This is a genomic window from Citrobacter sp. RHBSTW-00524 (assembly GCF_013747755.1).
In the GTDB taxonomy this organism is placed as follows: domain Bacteria; phylum Pseudomonadota; class Gammaproteobacteria; order Enterobacterales; family Enterobacteriaceae; genus Citrobacter; species Citrobacter braakii.
On record NZ_CP056421.1, the window covers coordinates 662,347 to 683,412 of the forward strand.

The 21,066-nt window shown below is 52.7% G+C and carries 19 protein-coding genes and 2 pseudogenes; 9 read left to right on the forward strand and 12 right to left on the reverse strand.

The genetic code is table 11. From position 1 onward, the window contains the following. Positions 1-84 precede the first annotated feature (84 nt). The 4 genes from HV229_RS03240 to qseB all read right to left on the reverse strand — a co-directional run bounded on the left by HV229_RS03240 (position 85) and on the right by qseB (position 3,126). Positions 85-399 carry a putative quinol monooxygenase gene (locus HV229_RS03240; protein ID WP_016154515.1) on the reverse strand — a complete coding sequence of 105 codons (315 nt, stop codon included), beginning with the start codon at positions 397-399 and terminating at the stop codon, positions 85-87. A gap of 30 nt (positions 400-429) precedes the next feature. Continuing rightward, positions 430-1,011 (reverse strand): NAD(P)H-dependent oxidoreductase, encoded by a 582-nt coding sequence (locus HV229_RS03245; RefSeq protein WP_047358646.1) that lies wholly within the window; start codon positions 1,009-1,011, stop codon positions 430-432. Between the two features lie 109 nt (positions 1,012-1,120). Further along, a complete protein-coding gene (gene qseC, locus HV229_RS03250) occupies positions 1,121-2,470 on the reverse strand; it encodes a quorum sensing histidine kinase QseC (RefSeq protein WP_181546891.1) in 1,350 nt (449 codons plus the stop codon). Then, entirely contained in the window at positions 2,467-3,126 is a 660-nt protein-coding gene (gene qseB / locus HV229_RS03255; protein WP_016154512.1) for a quorum sensing response regulator transcription factor QseB, read from the reverse strand. The genes qseC and qseB overlap by 4 nt, the downstream gene beginning before the upstream one ends. 152 nt (positions 3,127-3,278) lie before the next feature. On the opposite strand from qseB, the gene HV229_RS03260 reads away from it, so the two are divergent. From HV229_RS03260 to ftsP, 4 genes are all read left to right on the forward strand, one after another. Then, on the forward strand, positions 3,279-3,674 hold the full coding sequence (locus tag HV229_RS03260; RefSeq protein ID WP_016154511.1) for a YgiW/YdeI family stress tolerance OB fold protein: 396 nt from the start codon (positions 3,279-3,281) through the stop codon (positions 3,672-3,674). A 118-nt stretch (positions 3,675-3,792) separates the two neighbouring features. Further along, the gene (parC, locus tag HV229_RS03265; protein WP_049283274.1) at positions 3,793-6,051 is read left to right on the forward strand and encodes a DNA topoisomerase IV subunit A; all 2,259 of its coding nucleotides are present in this window, start codon (positions 3,793-3,795) and stop codon (positions 6,049-6,051) included. A gap of 195 nt (positions 6,052-6,246) precedes the next feature. Next, positions 6,247-6,984 carry a 1-acylglycerol-3-phosphate O-acyltransferase gene (gene plsC / locus HV229_RS03270; RefSeq protein WP_016154509.1) on the forward strand — a complete coding sequence of 246 codons (738 nt, stop codon included), beginning with the start codon at positions 6,247-6,249 and terminating at the stop codon, positions 6,982-6,984. A 71-nt stretch (positions 6,985-7,055) separates the two neighbouring features. Next, complete coding sequence (gene ftsP / locus HV229_RS03275) at positions 7,056-8,468, forward strand: cell division protein FtsP (RefSeq protein ID WP_016154508.1); 1,413 nt, start codon at positions 7,056-7,058, stop codon at positions 8,466-8,468. Positions 8,469-8,484: 16 nt separating this feature from the next. Here ftsP and HV229_RS03280 read toward each other — a convergent pair whose 3' ends face one another. Then, a complete protein-coding gene (locus HV229_RS03280) occupies positions 8,485-9,960 on the reverse strand; it encodes a TrkH family potassium uptake protein (RefSeq protein WP_080859500.1) in 1,476 nt (491 codons plus the stop codon). Positions 9,961-10,159: 199 nt separating this feature from the next. Here HV229_RS03280 and HV229_RS03285 point away from each other — a divergent pair, with 199 nt between their 5' ends. After that, positions 10,160-12,331 (forward strand): YgiQ family radical SAM protein, encoded by a 2,172-nt coding sequence (locus tag HV229_RS03285; protein WP_003024532.1) that lies wholly within the window; start codon positions 10,160-10,162, stop codon positions 12,329-12,331. Positions 12,332-12,416: 85 nt separating this feature from the next. On the opposite strand, the pseudogene HV229_RS03290 reads toward HV229_RS03285, so the two are convergent. The 3 genes and pseudogenes from HV229_RS03290 to yqhD form a co-directional block, all read right to left on the reverse strand. Next, positions 12,417-12,597 (reverse strand): annotated as a pseudogene (locus HV229_RS03290) (hypothetical protein); the annotation flags it as partial. Positions 12,598-12,645: 48 nt separating this feature from the next. Further along, positions 12,646-13,473 (reverse strand): 2,5-didehydrogluconate reductase DkgA, encoded by an 828-nt coding sequence (gene dkgA / locus HV229_RS03295; protein WP_016154506.1) that lies wholly within the window; start codon positions 13,471-13,473, stop codon positions 12,646-12,648. Between the two features lie 306 nt (positions 13,474-13,779). Further along, positions 13,780-14,943 (reverse strand): annotated as a pseudogene (gene yqhD / locus HV229_RS03300) (alcohol dehydrogenase). A 193-nt stretch (positions 14,944-15,136) separates the two neighbouring features. Here yqhD and HV229_RS03305 point away from each other — a divergent pair. Beyond that, positions 15,137-16,036: an AraC family transcriptional regulator gene (locus HV229_RS03305; RefSeq protein ID WP_029139662.1), complete on the forward strand. Its 900-nt coding sequence runs from the start codon at positions 15,137-15,139 to the stop codon at positions 16,034-16,036. Between the two features lie 77 nt (positions 16,037-16,113). Here HV229_RS03305 and yghB read toward each other — a convergent pair whose 3' ends face one another. Continuing rightward, positions 16,114-16,773 carry a DedA family general envelope maintenance protein YghB gene (gene yghB / locus HV229_RS03310; RefSeq protein ID WP_016154504.1) on the reverse strand — a complete coding sequence of 220 codons (660 nt, stop codon included), beginning with the start codon at positions 16,771-16,773 and terminating at the stop codon, positions 16,114-16,116. 131 nt (positions 16,774-16,904) lie between these two features. Beyond that, positions 16,905-18,092 (reverse strand): cystathionine beta-lyase, encoded by a 1,188-nt coding sequence (metC, locus tag HV229_RS03315; RefSeq protein WP_016157474.1) that lies wholly within the window; start codon positions 18,090-18,092, stop codon positions 16,905-16,907. Between the two features lie 250 nt (positions 18,093-18,342). Here metC and exbB point away from each other — a divergent pair, with 250 nt between their 5' ends. Further along, the gene (gene exbB / locus HV229_RS03320) at positions 18,343-19,077 is read left to right on the forward strand and encodes a tol-pal system-associated acyl-CoA thioesterase (RefSeq protein WP_181546893.1); all 735 of its coding nucleotides are present in this window, start codon (positions 18,343-18,345) and stop codon (positions 19,075-19,077) included. A gap of 6 nt (positions 19,078-19,083) precedes the next feature. Then, on the forward strand, positions 19,084-19,509 hold the full coding sequence (exbD, locus tag HV229_RS03325; protein WP_016154501.1) for a TonB system transport protein ExbD: 426 nt from the start codon (positions 19,084-19,086) through the stop codon (positions 19,507-19,509). 71 nt (positions 19,510-19,580) lie between these two features. Here exbD and HV229_RS03330 read toward each other — a convergent pair whose 3' ends face one another. Both HV229_RS03330 and HV229_RS03335 read right to left on the reverse strand, forming a co-directional pair. After that, a complete protein-coding gene (locus HV229_RS03330) occupies positions 19,581-19,988 on the reverse strand; it encodes a cytoplasmic protein (RefSeq protein WP_137380605.1) in 408 nt (135 codons plus the stop codon). A gap of 1 nt (position 19,989) precedes the next feature. Beyond that, positions 19,990-20,394: a hypothetical protein gene (locus tag HV229_RS03335; protein ID WP_016154499.1), complete on the reverse strand. Its 405-nt coding sequence runs from the start codon at positions 20,392-20,394 to the stop codon at positions 19,990-19,992. A 104-nt stretch (positions 20,395-20,498) separates the two neighbouring features. Between HV229_RS03335 and HV229_RS03340 the strand changes: the two genes are divergently transcribed. Continuing rightward, on the forward strand, positions 20,499-21,002 hold the full coding sequence (locus HV229_RS03340) for a hypothetical protein (protein ID WP_016154498.1): 504 nt from the start codon (positions 20,499-20,501) through the stop codon (positions 21,000-21,002). The last annotated feature ends 64 nt before the right edge of the window (positions 21,003-21,066 follow it).

A 21,066-nucleotide genomic window follows, 5' to 3' on the forward strand; every position in this document is an offset into this window, starting at 1 on the left:
GGTGGCGCTGGGCTTACCAGGCCTGAGGATTGCAATATAAGCCGGATACGTCTGTTTATGGCGTTACCCGGCAAATCGACAATCTTAAATGCCAGACTCCAGAATACGAATACTCATGTCCAGCACGTCGCCTTTCACGGCTTCGCTATAGGCTTTCATATGCGGTGTCTGCAAATGCGCTTCAAGATGCGCAATGCTTTCCCACTGTTCAACCATCACGATTGAGTCCGGGGCTGTGGTCTGAAAACTGACGCCAGCAGCATGATCGACCATCGGCGCGTAGCCGTGGCAGCCTTCTTCTTTCAATACGGTTGGAACGATTTTAGCGAATTGATCCAGTACCGCCTGGCGGTGATGTTGACCTGGACGTGTACGGATTTCTGCAATAACGGTAAGCATGGTTAACTCCTTCTAATTCCAGGTTACCAGTTAACCAAAAATTTCGTTCAGATGCTTGCGATATTCTGCGATATAACGCGGGACGTCCGGCATTTTAATCACGTCATTGGTGATAAAGGTCGGCAGCGCTTCCATTCCCAGGAACTGGTTTGCTTTATGGAACGGGAGATAAACGCCATCAACGCCAACGCCATGGAAGAACTGATCTTTTTCAGTAAAAGCTTCCATCGGTGCGTTCCAGGTCAGTGACAGCATGTATTTTTTGCCCTGAATCAGCCCACCGGAGCCGTATTTTTTAGACGCATCTGAACGCGTGCGACCATCGCTGGCGTACAGCGTACCGTGACCTTCGGTAAACACGTCATCAATGTATTTTTTCACGGTCCACGGCGCACCCATCCACCAGCCAGGCATTTGCCAGATAACCACATCGGCCCAGACGAAGTTCTGTACTTCATCAGAAATGTCATAGTCGCTGTCGGCGCGCACGATTTTAACATCATGCCCGAGGTCGCGCAGAAGGCCATCCGCGACCTCGGTCAGGGTGTCGTTTAACTGGCCGTTGGAGTGGGCGAATTTTTTCGCACCATTGATAATCAGAATGTTGCTCATTTTGTGTCCTCAGGGAAATACGTTTGAAGACGATTTTACCCCTACCAGCGACGCGGTGAAATTAGCAAAATGTGCAAAGTCTTTTGCTATTTGAGCAATAATAACGCAATTACCAACTGACCTTCGCTTCAAAGCCACCTTGCGGAGCGTTGCCAAACGAGGCTGACATTCCATGCAATATTGCGATACGGCGGACAATCGATAGGCCGAGACCGCTGCCGGTCACGCTTTGTCCCGGTGGACGATAAAAGCGTTCCCCGATGTGCGTCAGGACCTCTGGCGCAACGCCAGGACCATTATCCTTGACGCTAAAATTACGGGCGTTGAGCGTCACTTCCACAATGCTACCCCGCGGGCTGTAGCGGATCGCATTATCCAGCAGATTTCGTATCATCAGGCTCAGCAACAGCGGCTGTCCTGTGCGCATGATGTTATGCGCGTTAATCTGCAAACGCACGTCGATGTGCGCCTGCTGGGCTGGATGGTAGATATCCATCACCGCGGATTGCAAAAGCTCCTCCAGCGAGATTTCCGCCACATCCTGAAGATTGTCGAGGGAGTCGAGGCGTGAAAGCGTCAGTAACTGATCGACCAGTCGGGTGGCGCGTTCAATTCCCGCATGCAACTGTACCAGCGCTTTTTCCCGCGTTTGCGGGTCGTCGTCTGACAGTTGCACCACTTCCGTTTGTACTTTAAGCGCGGTCAACGGGCTGCGCAGCTCGTGGGCAGCATCAGAAGTGAAGCGCCGTTCGCGGACCATCATGGAATGGGTGCGGGTAAACAACTGATTGAGCGATTCAACCAACGGGCGCACTTCGCTAGGTACACCTTTCGGATCGAGCGGCTCTTCCGATTCCGGTGAGCGCCAGCGCAGAGCCTGCGCCAGTTTTTTCAGCGGCCTGAGTTCACGGCTAATCATGACCACCAGGATTAGCAACATCAGCGGCAGCGCAATCAACCACGGTGTTAACTGGGCGGTGACGATCGACAGCGCCATATCCTCTCGATACTCCCACTCCTGGCCTACCACAATGCGGTATTTGCCGTCAGCGGAATTCAGCCACAGAAAACGCCATGCGTCGTTGTCCCCCTTGAGTTGGCCATCGGTAAAGCCTTCGCGGGTGTAGCTGTAGGGAATGTCCTGGCCGTTGTCGCCATCGTGGAATACCATTTTGCCGTCGATGGTGAAGATGGCAAACGTCAGCGCGTCGTCATCAATATGGCCGTGCTTGAGCTTCTTCGGCGTGCGAGCCATATTGCTTGAGGTGGTGACGTCGCTGATATCCAGCGTGCTAAGCCGCTTGGCGAACAACATCAGTTGGGTATCAAACAGCTCATCGACATTGTCGGTGGTCTGCTTCCAGGCTACAAAGCTCGAAACGGCCCAGGTTGCCGATGCCAGAATCAGAAAAATAAGCGTTAGCCTGATGCGCAGGCTGAGGCGTTGTGTGAGTTTCATGCGTCACCCAGGGTGTAGCCAATGCCATGCACGGTACGGATAAAGTCGCTGCCGAGCTTACGGCGTAAGTGATGGACGTGTACCTCAATCGCATTGCTGGAGACGTTTTCGTCCCAGGTATACAGTTTTTCTTCAATCAGTTTGCGGGGCAGGACGCGACCCTTATTGCGCATCAGCAGTTCCAGTAGAGCGAACTCTTTGGGTTTGAGAGACAAAGGCTCATCTGCCGCCGTGGCAACCAGCGCACCGGGATCGAGCGTCACCTGGCCATGGCGCAATATGTTGCTCGCCTGGCCGCTGGCACGGCGCACCAGCGCCTCCAGCCTGGCGGCAACTTCGATCAGCGCAAAGGGTTTGCACAGATAGTCATCCGCGCCGAGACGCAGACCCTCAACGCGTTCCGCCAGCGCGTCGCGAGCGGTCAGAATCAGCACTGGCTCCTGCTTTCCGTTGGCTCGCCATTCGCGCAAGATGTCCCGTCCGTCGATTCCTGGCAGCGTCAGGTCGAGGATCACCGCATCATAAGGGGCGCTGTAGAGCGCTTCTTTCCCCTGGCGACCCTCGGTAAACCAGTCGATGCTGAAACCCATTTTACTCAGACCTGTTTTCAGGCCGTCGCCGATCAATGTGTCATCTTCGATCAGTAAAATACGCATATGTTCTTCCCTGCAGCCGCTCTCATTAGCGTCAGTAAACCTTGTGACTACAGCCTCTGTACAGCAAAAAAAGTATCTTTTTTTGCCTTAAGAACTTGTTAAGGATTAACTTATTTAATAGTCGTAAACCAAAATGAAAGGGAGACATGACGATGAAAAAATTAGCTGCAATGGTTGCTGTAATGGCACTGTGTTCCGCACCTGTTCTGGCAGCGCAGCAGGGCGGTTTCTCTGGACCGACAACCACCACGCAAAGCCAAAATGGCGGATTTGTCGGCCCGAATGGTAGCAGCGCGACGGTAGAAAGCGCCAAATCACTGCGTGATGACACTTGGGTTACCCTGCGCGGGAACATCGTTGAGCGTATTTCCGACGACCTGTATGTGTTTAAAGATGCGACCGGCACGGTGAATGTGGATATCGACCACAAGCGCTGGAACGGCGTAACCGTCACACCGCAGGATGTGGTTGAAATCCAGGGTGAAGTGGATAAAGACTGGAACTCCGTTGAAATCGACGTGAAACAGATTACCAAAGTTGCCAAATAATCCCCATCAGGGCCGCACTCGTGGCCCTTTTCTTTGTGACTCAACACGCCAGATAGGGTAGTATCTGCGGCAATATTGCCCTTCAATAGAGGGGTACAAAGTTGAGGAACCACGATTAATGAGCGATATGGCAGAGCGCCTGGCGCTGCATGAATTCACGGAAACCGCCTATCTGAACTACTCCATGTACGTCATCATGGACAGGGCGTTGCCGTTTATTGGCGATGGTTTGAAACCCGTTCAGCGTCGCATCGTGTACGCGATGTCCGAACTGGGGCTGAATGCCAGCGCCAAATTTAAAAAATCCGCCCGTACCGTCGGTGACGTACTGGGTAAATACCACCCACACGGCGACAGCGCTTGTTATGAAGCGATGGTGCTGATGGCGCAGCCGTTCTCTTACCGTTATCCGCTGGTTGACGGGCAGGGGAACTGGGGGGCGCCGGACGATCCGAAATCCTTCGCGGCGATGCGTTATACCGAATCCCGCCTGTCTAAATATGCGGAAGTTCTGCTGGGTGAACTCGGCCAGGGAACGTCGGACTGGGTGCCAAACTTCGACGGCACCATGCAGGAGCCGAAGATGCTGCCTGCGCGTCTGCCAAATATTCTGTTGAACGGCACGACCGGTATTGCCGTTGGTATGGCGACGGACATTCCGCCACACAACCTGCGTGAAGTGGCGAAAGCGGCGATTACCCTGATTGAGCAGCCGAAAACGACGCTGGATCAGTTGCTGGACATCGTGCAGGGGCCGGATTACCCGACCGAAGCGGAGATCATTACCTCGCGGGCAGAGATTCGTAAGATTTACGAAAACGGACGCGGCTCCGTACGTATGCGCGCGGTATGGACGAAAGAAGACGGCGCGGTGGTGATTTCCGCACTGCCGCATCAGGTTTCCGGGGCAAAAGTGCTGGAGCAGATTGCCGCTCAAATGCGCAATAAAAAGCTGCCGATGGTAGACGACCTGCGCGACGAATCGGATCACGAAAACCCGACCCGTCTGGTGATTGTCCCGCGCTCCAATCGTGTGGATATGGAGCAGGTGATGAACCATCTGTTTGCCACCACCGATCTGGAAAAAAGCTACCGCATCAATCTGAATATGATCGGTCTTGATGGTCGTCCGGCGGTGAAAAATCTGCTGGAGATCCTCACCGAATGGCTGGCGTTTCGCCGCGATACCGTACGTCGTCGCCTGAACTATCGTCTGGAAAAAGTGCTTAAACGCCTGCATATCCTTGAAGGTTTGCTGGTGGCGTTCCTCAACATTGACGAAGTGATCGAAATTATTCGTCATGAGGATGAACCTAAGCCCGAGCTGATGTCGCGGTTTGGCATTTCTGAAACCCAGGCTGAAGCCATTCTTGAGCTGAAATTGCGCCACCTTGCCAAACTCGAAGAGATGAAAATCCGCGGCGAGCAGGATGAGCTGGCGAAAGAGCGCGATCAGCTGCAAGGCATTCTGGCTTCCGAGCGTAAAATGAGCAACCTGCTGAAGAAAGAGCTGCAGGCTGATGCCGAGGCCTATGGCGACGAACGCCGCTCTCCGCTGCAGGAACGTGAAGAAGCGAAGGCGATGAGCGAGCACGACATGCTGCCGTCAGAGCCAGTGACCATTGTGCTGTCCCAGAGTGGTTGGGTGCGTAGCGCGAAAGGCCACGACATTGATGCGCCGGGATTAAGCTATAAAGCGGGCGACAGCTTTAAGTCTGCGGTGAAGGGTAAGAGCAACCAGCCAGTGGTGTTCGTGGACTCGACCGGACGCAGTTACGCCATCGACCCGATTACGCTGCCGTCGGCGCGTGGACAGGGTGAACCGCTGACCGGGAAGCTCACGCTGCCGCCGGGCGCGACGGTTGAGCACATGCTGATGGAAGGCGACGATCAGAAACTGCTGATGGCATCCGATGCGGGTTACGGTTTTGTCTGCACCTTTAACGACCTGGTAGCTCGTAATCGTGCGGGTAAGGCATTGATTACGCTGCCAGAAAATGCGCGCGTTATGCCGCCGGTTGTGATTGAAGATGAAACCGATATGCTGCTGGCAATCACCCAGGCCGGTCGCATGTTGATGTTCCCGGTAAGCGATTTGCCGCAATTGTCAAAAGGCAAAGGGAACAAGATTATCAATATCCCTTCAGCGGAAGCGGCGAAAGGTGAAGATGGCCTGGCGCAGCTCTACGTGCTGCCGCCACAAAGCACGCTGACTATCCACGTTGGTAAGCGCAAAATTAAACTGCGTCCTGAAGAGTTGCAGAAAGTGACCGGCGAGCGTGGCCGTCGCGGTACGCTAATGCGTGGTCTGCAGCGTATCGATCGCATTGACATTGACTCGCCTCGACGCGCCAGTCACGGCGACAGCGAAGAATAACGCTACCGTCCGGCTCTCCCTGTTTTAGCCCGGGGAGAGCCAACGTTAAAAATTCCCGTGAAACCGTTGTTTATTCGTGCGTTGCGATTAACAATACGCTTTTCCAGAGAGCCGCCCTTAACAAAGCCCTAACCTGATACTGCGTGATGAATCAGGTGACGTAAAATGCCAGGCTCTTAGGCCTCAGAGGTTGTTATGCTATATATTTTTCGTTTAATCATTACTGTTATTTACTGCGTTCTGGTCTGTATTTTCGGTTGCATATACTGTTTGTTCAGCCCACGAAATCCAAAACACGTCGCAACGTTCGGTCATATGTTTGGCCGCCTGGCTCCCCTTTATGGCCTGAAGGTTGAGTGCCGCATGCCGGCAGACGCGCAGAACTATGGTAATGCTATCTATATTTGTAATCATCAGAACAACTATGACATGGTTACCGCTGCGAATATTGTTCAGCCGCCGACGGTGACGGTAGGTAAAAAAAGCCTGTTGTGGATCCCATTCTTCGGGCTGCTGTACTGGTTAACCGGCAACCTGCTGATTGACAGAAACAACCGTACCAAAGCGCACAGCACCATTGCGGCGGTGGTGAATCATTTCAAAAAACGTCGTATTTCTATCTGGATGTTCCCGGAAGGAACGCGTAGCCGTGGTCGCGGTCTGCTGCCATTTAAAACCGGCGCGTTTCATGCGGCGATTGCGGCGGGTGTCCCGGTTATTCCGGTGTGCGTTTCAACCACCTCGAACAAGATAAAACTCAACCGACTCAATAATGGTCTGGCGATTGTCGAGATGTTGCCGCCGGTGGATATTAGCCACTTTGGCAAAGATCAGGTTCGTGAACTGGCAGCACATTGCCGCACGCTGATGGAACAAAAAATCGCAGAACTCGATAAAGAAGTTGCTGAGCGGGAAGCCGCCGGTAAGGTTTAATCCGCGCAATTCGGGTTTGTTACAGGAAAAGATTTCCTGCGTGTTAATCGCCAGTTTTTCATGGAGTTTATATGTCATTCAGTCGGCGTCAGTTCATTCAGGCATCGGGGATCGCACTGTGTGCAGGTGCTGTTCCGCTGAAGGCTAATGCTGCCGGTCAGCAACAACCGTTACCCGTACCTCCGCTGCTGGAGTCCCGTCGGGGGCAGCCGTTATTTATGACGCTGCAACGCGCCCACTGGTCCTTCACGCAAGGCACGCGCGCACCTGTCTGGGGGATTAACGGTCGCTACCTGGGACCGACGATCCGCGTCTGGAAAGGGGATGACGTCAAGCTTATCTACAGCAACCGTCTGACTGAAAATGTCTCGATGACTGTCGCTGGATTACAGGTGCCAGGCCCGCTGATGGGCGGCCCGGCGCGCATGATGTCCCCTAATGCAGACTGGGCACCAGTGCTGCCGATTCGTCAGAATGCCGCTACGCTGTGGTATCACGCCAATACGCCAAATCGTACTGCCCAGCAGGTTTATAACGGTCTTGCCGGGATGTGGCTGATTGAAGATGAAGTGAGTAAATCACTGTCTATTCCCAACCACTACGGCGTGGATGATTTTCCGATCATTATCCAGGACAAGCGTCTGGACAACTTTGGTACGCCGGAGTACAGCGAACCCGGCAGCGGTGGTTTTGTCGGTGATACGCTGCTGGTCAACGGGGCGCAAAGCCCGTATGTCGAAGTCTCTCGCGGCTGGGTGCGTTTGCGTTTGCTGAACGCTTCAAACTCGCGTCGTTACCAGTTGCAAATGAGCGATGGCCGCGCGCTGCATGTGATTTCCAGCGATCAGGGCTTTTTACCTGCGCCCGTTTCGGTGAAGCAGCTCTCGCTGGCGCCTGGCGAGCGCCGTGAGATCCTGGTGGATATGACTAACGGAAATGAGGTCTCTATCACCTGTGGTGAGGCGGCCAGCATTGTCGACAGGATCCGCGGATTCTTTGAGCCTTCCAGTATTCTCATCTCCACGCTGGTATTGACGCTGCGCCCGACCGGTCTCCTGCCGCTGGTGACCGACAGTCTGCCAATGCGCCTGCTGCCAACCGAAATCCTCAGTGGTTCACCGATTCGCAGCCGTGATATCAGTCTGGATGACGATCCCGGCATCAACGGTCAGCTGTGGGACGTCAACCGCATGGATATTACCGCTCAGCAGGGCTCCTGGGAGCGCTGGACGGTACGAGCGGATATGCCTCAGTCTTTCCATATCGAAGGCGTCTCGTTCCTGATCCGTAATGTGAATGGCGCAATGCCGTTCCCGGAAGACCGGGGCTGGAAAGATACCGTCTGGGTCGACGGCCAGGTTGAATTACTGGTCTACTACGGACAACCTTCCTGGGCTCATTTCCCGTTCTACTTTAACAGTCAGACGCTGGAAATGGCGGATCGTGGCTCGATCGGACAGATGTTGGTGAACCCGGCGCCGTAATGCGCCGGAGTTTCCGTTACGCCCGCCAGAACATGCGCGAGAACAGGATCAGAATGGGGTAAATCTCCAGACGCCCCATGATCATGGCCGCGCACATCAGAAGTTTTGCCTCCTCGTTTAAGGTGCCAAACGTCGTTGCGGTGATGCCAAATCCCAGCCCCATGTTATTGATGCAGGCGGCAACGGTGGCGAAAGAGGAGAAGAGATCGTAGCCCATCAGATTGAGCGCCCAGATAAAAAAGCTGGTAAATAAAACGTAGAGAAAGAAAAAGCTCCATACCGAACGCACTACTCGGTCACTTACCACGTTATTGCCCACTTTGATATTCAGCAGGGCGCGAGGATGCGCGAGCTGGTGTAACTCCTGACGGCATTGCTTGAACATAATCAAAAAACGCAGCACCTTAATCCCCCCGCAGGTCGAGCCGATACAACCGCCGAAGAAACTGGCGCTGAGCAGCATGAATATCGTGTGCGAAGGCCACTGCGCATAATCCGCCGTCGACAGGCCATTATCTGTCAGCATCGAACTGGCCAGAAAAAAGGCATGCACCAGGCTGTCCGTTATCCCGTACATACCCGCCCGCCAGACCTGCCAGGTGGCGATCAGGGTGACAACCAGCGCAATAAGCAGAAAGAAACGCAGCTCGGCATTACGACGAAAGGGCTTAAAGGTACGTTTCACAATAGCTACGTACCAGAGGGTGAAGTTAAACGCAGACAGCAGTGAAAACAGTCCGGCGACTAACTCAATAGCGTGGCTGTTATAAAACCCGATGCTCTCACTACGGGTGGAAAATCCGCCGAGAGAGACCGTCGACAGCCCGTGGCATAAGGCATCGAAAAACGACATCCCGGCAACCCAGTAGGCCAGGGTACAAATAAGGCCGAGAATGACGTAGGTCAGCCACAGCGTACGTGCGGTATCAGCAAGCCTTGGCGTGAGGCGTTCTTCTTTAAAGGGACCTGGCATTTCAGACTGATACAGCTTCATACCACCAATACCCAGCAGGGGTAATACCGCCACGGCAAGGACAATAACCCCCAGGCCGCCAATAAAATTGAGCTGAGCCCGATAGTACAGATACGATTTCGGCAAGGCGCTGACGTCGTCAATTACCGTAGCGCCAGTGGTGGTTATCCCGGAAACCCCTTCGAACAGGGCATCGGCAAAGGAGAGATTTAAGCCATCGTCCATCCACATCGGCATGGCGCTGATAAACGAAAACAGCAGCCAGAACAGGACGATAATGACGAAGCCATCCCGGGTTCGTAGTTGAATTCCTGCATGTTTGGTTGCCAGCCACGCTCCACCGCCGAGGGTAAAGAACGTCATAAATGTGCTGAAAAAGGCGAAAAAGCTCCGCTCTTTATTTAACAGAGCAATGGTCATCGGCGGCAGCATGGAGAAGCTGTAGAGAAGAACCAGAAATCCGCATAGGTGAACAACTACCCGTAACTGGGAAATATGCAGTGAATCGTTGAGTCGCAATGAAAAATCCCCCGCCGAAAAAGAGTTATCTCAGCTGGCCGGCATGGTGTTAATTATGAATGATAAAAATGGGCGTCGTAACATTTAACAATTTAAATCACTTTCTACTTGTCTGACTCAGACTCCACTTCATTTCTTGCCGACATACAGCGTATAATCCCCGGCCTTTGATTATTTTTTTACCATTTTTGGAAGCACTATGAGCGCAATATCCCTGATCCAGCCGGACAGAGACCTTTTCTCCTGGCCGCAGTACTGGGCTGCCTGTTTTGGCCCGGCACCATTTTTGCCGATGTCACGCGACGAAATGGACCAACTTGGCTGGGATAGCTGCGACATCATTCTGGTTACCGGCGATGCATACGTCGATCATCCCAGCTTTGGCATGGCAATTTGCGGCCGTATGCTGGAAGCGCAGGGCTTTCGTGTTGGGATTATCGCCCAGCCGGAGTGGAACAACAAAGACGATTTTATGCGTTTGGGTAAACCGAACCTGTTCTTTGGTGTTACCGCGGGCAACATGGATTCGATGATCAACCGTTATACCGCCGATCGCCGACTGCGCCATGACGATGCTTATACGCCAGACAACGTGGCGGGCAAACGCCCGGACCGCGCGACACTGGTCTATACCCAGCGCTGTAAGGAAGCATGGAAAGATGTGCCGGTTATTCTCGGCGGTATTGAGGCCAGCCTGCGCCGTACCGCGCACTACGACTACTGGTCTGATACCGTTCGTCGCTCCGTGCTGGTGGATTCAAAAGCTGACATGCTGATGTTCGGTAACGGCGAACGTCCGCTGGTGGAAGTGGCGCATCGTCTGGCGATGGGGGAAACTATCGATCAGATCCGCGACGTGCGTAACACCGCGATTATGGTTAAAGAAGCGCTGCCGGGCTGGAGTGGGGTGGATTCCACGCGTCTCGACACGCCGGGCAAAATTGACCCGATCCCGCATCCGTACGGCGAGGATTTGCCGTGTGCCGACAACAAACCTGTCGCACCGAAAAAGCAGGAAGCGAAAGCGGTAACCGTACAGCCGCCGCGCCCGAAACCGTGGGAAAAAACCTACGTGCTGCTGCCGTCCTTCGAAAAAGTGAAGGGCGATAAAGTGCTGTATGCACATGCGTCGCGCATCCTGCACCACGAAACCAACCCAGGCTGTGCGCGCGCGCTGATGCAAAAGCATGGCGATCGCTACATCTGGATCAACCCGCCAGCCATTCCGCTCTCTACCGAAGAAATGGACAGCGTCTTTGCGCTGCCGTACAAGCGCGTGCCGCATCCGGCGTATGGCGACAGCCGCATTCCGGCCTACGAGATGATCCGTTTCTCGATCAACATTATGCGTGGCTGTTTTGGCGGCTGCTCGTTCTGTTCGATCACCGAGCACGAAGGCCGCATCATCCAGAGCCGCTCTGAAGACTCGATCATCAATGAAATCGAAGCTATTCGCGACACCGTTCCGGGCTTTACCGGCGTGATTTCCGATCTCGGCGGCCCAACGGCGAACATGTATATGCTGCGCTGTAAGTCACCGCGTGCGGAGCAAACCTGCCGTCGTTTGTCATGCGTCTACCCGGATATTTGTCCGCATATGGATACTAACCACGAGCCGACGATTAACCTCTATCGCCGTGCGCGTGATTTGAAAGGCATTAAAAAGATCCTTATCGCTTCAGGTGTGCGCTATGACATCGCGGTTGAAGATCCGCGCTATATCAAAGAGCTGGCTACCCACCACGTGGGCGGCTATCTGAAGATTGCGCCAGAGCATACTGAAGAAGGCCCGCTGTCGAAGATGATGAAGCCGGGGATGGGCAGCTACGATCGCTTTAAGGAATTGTTCGACACCTACTCTAAACAGGCCGGTAAAGAGCAGTACCTGATCCCATACTTTATTTCTGCGCATCCTGGGACGCGTGACGAGGATATGGTGAATCTGGCGCTGTGGCTGAAGCAACGTCGTTTCCGTCTGGATCAGGTGCAGAACTTCTATCCATCACCATTGGCGAACTCCACAACCATGTATTACACCGGGAAAAACCCGCTGGGTAAAATTGGTTACAAGAGTGAAGACGTGGTGGTGCCGAAAGGTGATAAACAGCGTCGTCTGCATAAAGCGCTGCTGCGTTACCATGATCCAGCCAACTGGCCGTTAATCCGCCAGGCGCTGGAAGATATGGGTAAAAAGCATCTGATCGGTGGTCGTCGCGAATGTCTGGTTCCGGCGCCTACGCTGGAAGAGATGCGCGAAGCGCGTCGCCAGAACCGTCATACCCGTCCGGCGTTGACCAAGCACACGCCTGTGGCGCATCAGCGCCAGACGCCTGCCGCGAACAAAAAACGTGGGAAAGTAGCAGGGCGCTAATCTGTCTTGCCCGGGAGTGAAATGTTTACCGGGCCTGAAAGACCGTCGGCCGGATAAGGTGCCATCTGGCAGAAGTGCTCAGTATTTATGCCTCACGAATTCTGGCCGCTAATGCGGCCAGTTTTGCATCATCTGCCCGTTCATGATCGTGTGACGACAGATATCCTTCATACTGCTCGAAAAATTGGTTCTGCTGCGATTCAATCGGCTTCCAGTGGGGCAGAGCGCATGGGACTCAATTAGCTGTGCACGTGGTCTACGTCGAAATTCAAATCAGTAAAGGCCCGACGAGAGGTCGGGCAGGAGAGAAGGGGTTAACCGCCGAACTGGTCCGGGTCTGGTCCCAGACGTTTGCCCTGATCGAGCTTTGCGATTTCGCCTAATTCATCTTTATCCAGGCGGAAGTCCCAGACGTTAAAGTTTTCTGCGATACGCGCAGGGGTGACTGATTTCGGAATAACCACCAGGCCGCTATCCAGATGCCAGCGGATGACAATCTGCGCCGGTGATTTGCCATATTTCTCTGCGAGATCGCGGATGATCTTTTGATCAAAGACGTCTTTGCCGCCCTGCGCCAGCGGGCTCCAGGATTCGGTCTGGATTTTATGCGTTGCGTTCCAGGCGTGCAGTTGGCGCTGTTGCATAAGCGGATGAAGTTCTATCTGGTTAATCACCGGTGGTACGCCGGTTTCATCCATCAGTCGCTGGAGATGATTGATCTGAAAGTTACACACGCCGATGCTCTTAATCAGCCCTTCTTTTTGCAGATCGATCATGCTTTCCCACGCTTCAACGTAGTGGTCGATCGCCGGCACTGGCCAGTGCATCAGATAAAGATCGAGGTAATCGAGCTGGAGTTTCTCCATGCTTTCGAGCAAGGCTTCCCGAGGGCGTTTCTGGTCATCATTCCACAGCTTGGTGGTGATGAATAACTCTTCCCGCGGTACGCCCGCATCGCGTATTGCTTTGCCGACACCTTCTTCGTTTTTGTACGCTGCAGCGGTATCAATTGAGCGATACCCCACTTCCAGCGCTTTATGAATGGCGGTGATGACCTCTTCGTTACTTGCCTTCCAGACCCCCAGGCCCAGCTGCGGCATGACGTTACCATCCTGTAGTTTAATAATGGTTGGACCGGTCATAATTCCTCCCCTGAATTGAGTTTACCGAGGCAAGCCCCGGTAAGTTAGGTGTGACTTAAGTCTGGCCTATCCTCGTCATACTTCAAGCTGCATATGCGTTGGCTTTATTACGCGGCCCATCCATGAGCCTCGCCCTTTCAGGTCCGCTGCAAGCAGCGTTCAAATCTGCTCCCGGCAGGTTTGTCGTTTCACCCCCAGTCACTGACTTATGTAAGCTCCTGGGGATTCTCTCCTTTGCCGCCTTTATGCAACTCGAAATATTTAGAATATAAATACCCAAAAATGAAAGGCGGAGGTGAAAAAACCTTAGCGGGCAGCTTCGTAAATCCGACGGCTGACCTCGAGCGTAATGTCCTGATGTTCGCCCAGTTTTGTACCGCCGTGCGCTTGCAGTTTTTCCAGTAGCGCTGGGATGGAGCTACCGTCCAGGCCGTAGTCAGACAGACGAGTCGGTACGCCCATTTGTTCGAAGAAAGCGCGGGTTGCGGCAATAGCGGCGTCGATGCGTTGGTCATCGGAACCTTCAGTGATATTCCAGATACGCTCTGCGTATTGCAGCAGTTTGGCACGTTTGGTATCGCGTTTTTCATTCCACAGCGCTGGCAGAACGATCGCCAATGTTTGAGCATGATCCAGACCGTGCATTGCGGTCAGTTCGTGGCCCAGCATATGCGTTGCCCAGTCTTGTGGTACGCCTGCGCCAATCAGACCGTTCAGCGCCTAGGTTGCCGCCCACATAACGTTCGCACGCACGTTGTAATTTTCCGGCTCCTGCAATGCTTTCGGGCCTTCTTCTACCAGCGTAAGCAGAATACCTTCAGCAAAGCGATCCTGAATTTTCCCGTCTACCGGATAAGTCACATACTGCTCAACGGTATGTACGAAGGCATCTACGACGCCGTTCGCAACCTGACGCGGCGGCAGGGTATAGGTGTAAACCGGATCCAGCACGGCGAATACCGGCTGCACAAATGGGGTCATAAAGGCCAGCTTATCGCCGGTGGTTTTACGCGAAATGACCGCGCCGGAGTTAGATTCAGAGCCGGTTGCTGGCAGGGTTAATACGGAGCCCATCGGGATAGCGCTTGTTACGTCGTTGCCGTGGGTTTCCAGAATGCGCCATGGATCGATGCCGTCAGCGTATTGTGCCGCAGCCGCGATGAATTTGGTGCCATCCAGCACCGAACCGCCGCCTACCGCCAGCAGGAACGTCACTTTCTCATCACGCACGATTTTTACCGCGTTCATCAGCGTTTCATAAGACGGGTTCGGCTCAATACCGCCAAACTCCAGCACATCCAGGCCTTTCAGCGCATCCTGAACCTGTGCCAGGACACCGGTTTTTTTCACGCTACCGCCGCCATAGGTAACCAATACGCGAGCATCCTGAGGGATTTGATCGCGCAGCTCAGCAATCGCATCTTTACCAAACAGAATGCGGGTTGGGGTATGGAGATTAAAGTTGTTCATTGCTCGTTCCCTTATGTGGGTAAAAAAGAGGGCAGGAGAGTGTCTGCCGGATGATGAACATTGTGGTCGTCAGCCGCGCTGCTCTCAATGCTCATTTCTGCCGATGTCTTGCCCATTTCTACAGACTGCTGGAGAAAACGGATAAATCTGCGCATTATGTCAGGGTTGCAAACCGATGATGAAATGGTGCTCTATGAACCGTGATGAGATCTGCCTTCTGCTGACAGATAAAATTAAGCAGCTGAAAAACAATGAAAATAAACTCAGCGAACTGCTGCCAGATGTCCGCCTGCTGCACGGCACTGAGCCGGCAGCGCGTACACCGGTAATGTATCAGCCAGGAATCATATTTCTCTTTTCGGGACATAAAATTGGTTATATCAATGAACGTGTATTTCGTTATGACGCCAACGAATACCTGTTGCTAACCGTACCGTTACCCTTTGAATGTGAAACGTATGCAACGCCGGAGGTTCCCCTGGCCGGTATCTACCTGAATGTCGATATTCTGCAATTGCAGGAGCTGTTGATGGACATTGGGGAAGATGAGCTGTTCCAGCCCGCCATGGCGGCCAGCGGGATCAACTCCGCGACGCTTTCTGACGAAATACTGTGCGCCGCTGAGCGCCTGCTGGATGTGATGGAGCGACCGCTGGATGCGCGTATTCTGGGGAAACAGATTATTCGCGAGATCCTCTACCATGTGTTGACCGGGCCGCGCGGCGGCGCATTACTGGCGCTGGTTAGCCGCCAGACGCATTTCAGTTTGATAAGCCGGGTGCTGAAGCGCATTGAAACCAAATACACCGAAAATCTCAATGTCGAACAACTGGCGGCAGAAGCGAACATGAGCGTGTCGGCGTTTCATCATAATTTTAAAGCGGTGACCAGCACGTCGCCGCTGCAATACCTGAAGAGTTATCGTCTGCATAAAGCACGGATGATGATGATCCACGACGGGATGAAGGCCAGTGCGGCTGCCATGCGCGTCGGCTATGAGAGCGCATCGCAATTCAGTCGGGAATTCAAACGTTTCTTTGGCGTAACACCGGGGGAGGATGCAGCCAGAATTCGAATGATGCAGGGGAGTTAAACTTGCTCAGCGCTGGCCTGATAAGCGAAACGTCATCAGGCGAAAATGCCGGGGGAACCCCGGCCTACGGTTAATACTCAGGCGCTACAGTATTTTTTTTTAATCACGACAAACAGGGTTCCCAACAGACCCGCGGTTAACAGGGCAATCGGCAGGATCATTAAAAAGGTCATCACCTGGTCTTCATGGCGTTTGACGAACGGGATCATGCTCAGCGCATAGCCAAAGCCGGTGACGACGGTGACCCACAGCAGACCGCTCAGCCAGTTAAAAAACTGGAACCGACGGTTTGGCAGGCCCGAAATTCCCGCCATTGTTGGCAGCAAGGTACGAACGAATGCCAGGAAACGCCCAGCCAGCAGTGCCATCAGCCCGTGTTGGTCAAACATGCAGGTAGCGCGCTGATGATATTTATCAGGTAATTGCGCCAGCCAGCCTTTTACCGTCCGTGTGTTGCCCAGCCAGCGTCCCTGAATGTAGCTCAGCCAGCAGCCCAGACTGGCTGCGGCAGTCAGAATAGCTATGGTAGGTATAAAACTCATCACGTCCTGAGCGATCAGCGCCCCTGCCAGCAATAACAGGCTGTCTCCGGGTAAAAAGGAGGCAGGCAGCAGGCCATTTTCTAAAAACAGTGTGGCGAACATTACGAAGTACACCACGCTCACAACGTGCGGATCCGCCAACGCGGCAAAATCGTGTTGCCAAAGCGCGGAGACAATATCTTGAATGACTACCATGGACTTTCCTGTGGAACAGCGTTTATGTGTGGATTGTACTCCTGAATTGTCCGGGATGCCTTGATCCCGGACGCAACAATTGCAGACTTTTCCACCAGAAGTGTCTGCATATATGTCCATCTATGGCAATTTTACTCGATTCGGGCAAATCCTGCGGCCAAATCGGCAATCAGATCGTCAACATTCTCTAAACCGATATGCAAACGGATGAGCGTTCCACTGAAGTCCACCTCGCCTTGCGGACGGATTGCCGCAATGTGTTCCGGTTGATTAGCGAGAATCAGCGACTCAAATCCGCCCCAGGAGTAGGCCATGCTGAACAGACTGAAGTGGTCCAGATACGCGGCCAGCTCTTCATGATTTAGTTTCTTATTCAATACAAATGAGAACAGACCGCTGCTGCCGGTGAAATCACGCTTCCAGAATTCGTGGCCTTTACTGCCGGGCAGCGCGGGGTGGTTCACGCGGGCGACCTGCGGATGGCTGGCCAGCCACTCGGCGACCTTTAAGCTGCTTTCATGATGTTGGCGCAGGCGAACGCTTAGCGTACGCAGTCCGCGGCTGGTCATATAGGCGGTATCGGCGTCCAGCATTTGCCCCATCAGATAGGCATTTTCGCGCAGTTGATCCCAGCAACGGGCATTAGCTACCGCAGTGCCGACCATGGCGTCGGAATGGCCAATCAGATATTTGGTACCAGCCTGAATAGAAATGTCGATGCCAAAATCCAGTGCTTTGAACAGCACCCCGGCAGCCCAGGTGTTATCAATTATGATGATCGCATCCGGCGCGACGCTTCTGACGGCGGCAACAATAGCAGGAACATCATGTACTTCCATGGTGACAGAGCCGGGAGATTCCAGAAATACGACTTTAGTGTTCGGCTGTATGTGCTTCACAATATCGGCACCAACCAGCGGATCGAACCATCCGGTGGATACGCCGAGTTTGCCGAGAATTTTGGTGCAGAAATCCTGGCTGGGTTCATAGGCGGTGTTGGTCATCAGCACATGATCCCCTTGTTCCACAAAGGCGAGGATGGTGTTGGCAACGGCCGCCGCGCCGCAGGGGAACAACGCGCAACCCGCGCCGCCTTCCAGTTCACACATTGCCTCCTGCAGGGAAAAATGCGTCAAGGTTCCGCGACGTCCATAGAAAAGCGCACCGTTAGCACGGTTGTGCGTAGCCTGCTTTTTGGCCTCTACGGTGTCAAACACTAGCGAAGAAGCGCGCTGGATCACGCTATTTACCGCGCCCAGCGTGTACTTTTTACTGCGTCCTGCGTGAACGAGTTTGGTTTCAAGTTGCTTATCTGCCATGTCGTCTTACCTGTTTTTATACGTCTGGATGTCTAAACTACCATGAATCAAAGATGACGCATCCTGCAGAACGGTCATACAGTAGAAAATAATCTCAAAATGCTTCTGGTGACTTTTTTACTGCGTAAGCGCAAGGAAAAGAAACCAAAGGTGCGGCAATATGTAAATAGTAATGAGAACGACTATCAATTCGACGTCGTTTTGATATCATTACGCTCAGATTTTGTGATTTGCGTCCTGGAGATACAGAGTGGGTAATAATTTGATGCAGACGGATCTTTCCGTCTGGGGTATGTATCAGCACGCCGATATCGTGGTTAAGTGCGTGATGATTGGGCTGATTTTGGCATCAGTGGTCACCTGGGCTATCTTCTTTAGTAAGAGCCTTGAGTTCTTTACTCAGAAACGCCGCCTTAAGCGTGAACAGCAACTGCTGGCGGACGCCCGCTCTTTAGACCAGGCAAATGAGATTGCTGCAGGATTCGATGGCAAAAGCCTGGGCGCACAGTTGATTTACGAAGCGCAGAACGAACTGGAATTGTCAGAAGGCAGCGACGACAACGAAGGTATTAAAGAGCGTACCGGCTTCCGTCTGGAGCGTCGTGTGGCGGCGATAGGTCGTCATATGGGACGTGGTAACGGCTACCTGGCCACCATCGGGGCTATCTCTCCATTTGTGGGTCTGTTCGGTACCGTATGGGGCATCATGAATAGCTTCATCGGGATTGCACAAACCCAAACGACCAACCTGGCCGTTGTTGCGCCGGGTATCGCAGAAGCACTGTTAGCGACGGCGATCGGTCTGGTCGCGGCAATTCCTGCGGTCGTTATCTACAACATTTTCGCACGTCAGATTGGCAGCTATAAAGCGATGCTGGGCGATGTCGCGGCACAGGTACTGTTGCTGCAAAGTCGCGATCTGGACCTGAACGCTAGCGCTTCTGCCCATCCGGTACGTGCTGCGCAGAAATTACGTGTAGGATAATGTTCCATGGCAATGAGCTTTAATGAAAACCTGGACGATAACGGTGAAATGCATGAAATCAACGTGACGCCGTTTATCGATGTTATGTTGGTTTTATTGATCATCTTTATGGTGGCCGCACCGTTGGCAACGGTGGATGTGAAGGTGAATCTCCCGGCTTCCACCAGCACGCCGCAGCCGCGTCCGGAAAAACCGGTTTACCTGTCTGTTAAAGCCGATAAGAGTATGTTTATTGGCAACAATCAGGTGACGGATGACACCATGATTAGCGAATTAAATACGCTGACCGATGGGAAGAAAGACACCACGATTTTCTTCCGTGCGGATAAAACCGTCGATTATGAAACCATGATGAAAGTTATGGATACGCTGCATCAGGCGGGTTTCCTGAAGATTGGTCTGGTCGGTGAAGAGACCGTGAAAGCGAAGTAATCCTGATTGCCGGGTAATGGTTGTTGCCTTACCCGGCCTTCCTCTCCTGATTCAGCTCTCCCCACACGCCCTTATCTGTCCTCATCCAGTGCGACTGCCGTTATCCTGGTAGGTTCGTAGTTCCCTTCAGACAGTTTACGCGTCAGGCATAAGGTGGCTGTTTCTCGCTTGAGTATATGCTGGTATGTGCTCTCCAGCCGGGCCATGATTTTGTCCCGTAGTTCTGGTAGCTGCTCCATAATGGCTTCAATCGCGGCGCCATAGATCTCTTCTTTAGCCTGCAGCGCATAAATTTCGCGACGATTTTGCCATTTCATCCGCACCAGCGCGGCGGGAATAGAGACCATCTCCTGGGCAACGCTTTCCAACGTCGCATTTTTATTGGCAATCAATACGGCCAAATTTTGCTTTAAGACAAACTCATCGCTTTTATGGTCATCTAAAGCCAAATAAACATTATTATCCTCAACATCTTTCATTTTATTTCTCTTCCAGAGAATAAAAAATAGGATCGCTGGTCTCACGCGTAATTAAATTAAGCCAAATTTTATTGCCCTGTTCATTTACGCTGGCTGTTTTTGTCGATAAAATTTTACTTAATTCTTGAGCGTTAATGTCGCCTTCCGCTTGTAGTGAATTGAGCAGGCGAGTGAAGGACTCAATTTTTGCGGCACGAAACAGGCGCTCTTTTAAATGGCGATCGCACTCTTCAAATAACATATTGCGCGCCTGGCCGTTAGCGGTAGAGCTAATCAAAATATCGGGTTCGTAATCGCTTAATGTTCTCTTTCCCTGAGTCAAATTTTCACTATTATCTGTGGAACTGGTATTAGTAGATGAGCTGGATAAGTGAAAACGCGAGGGAACAAGATGCTCGGGAAGCATGTTGAAATATCCTTTGATGCCAATGATATGTTGTTCTAAATAAACCAGGCTGCGTTGACAATAGCATGGCGTAATTTTAAAATCAAAAAAAATGGAGCCAGTATATGAACAGTATATTTTATTCTGTTATTACCCTGCTATTGCTTACCTGCGGGGTACTTTTGTTGATGCGCAGTGCAAATAAAAACCGATATGCAGAAAATGGGCACTCTGAAAACCAGCCGGAAATGCTGAGTAAAGAAGAGGGGGAAGATCATTTTTCGGTACTGATGAATTCGATTACCCCAGTATGGTATTGGCGCGTTAATCACGAATATATCGATTTTATCCACTCAACGATCAAGCGGATGACAATGGTGGAGCTAAATGAGACGCCAGGGCTATTTGATGCACAGCGGCGTTGTAGCGATCTCAACTCTGCGGTGTATAAATATTACGACAATATAAAAAAGCGCTGTCTGAGCGGTGAGAAAGTCCCGCATGCCGATCTGGATGTGCTTAACTTACGCCAGTGCTTCAGGGAGTTCAGTCTGGAGGCTTATCCTGCGCTTGTCGCGCTGGTGTGGCCGGAATTTCAACGTCCAGAGATCAAAGCGGAAGAGGTGTGAAGGGATTGGCTGGCCCTGTTACGTGCCGGGGAGGCTAACGCCGCTTCCCGGCACAGAGTTACAA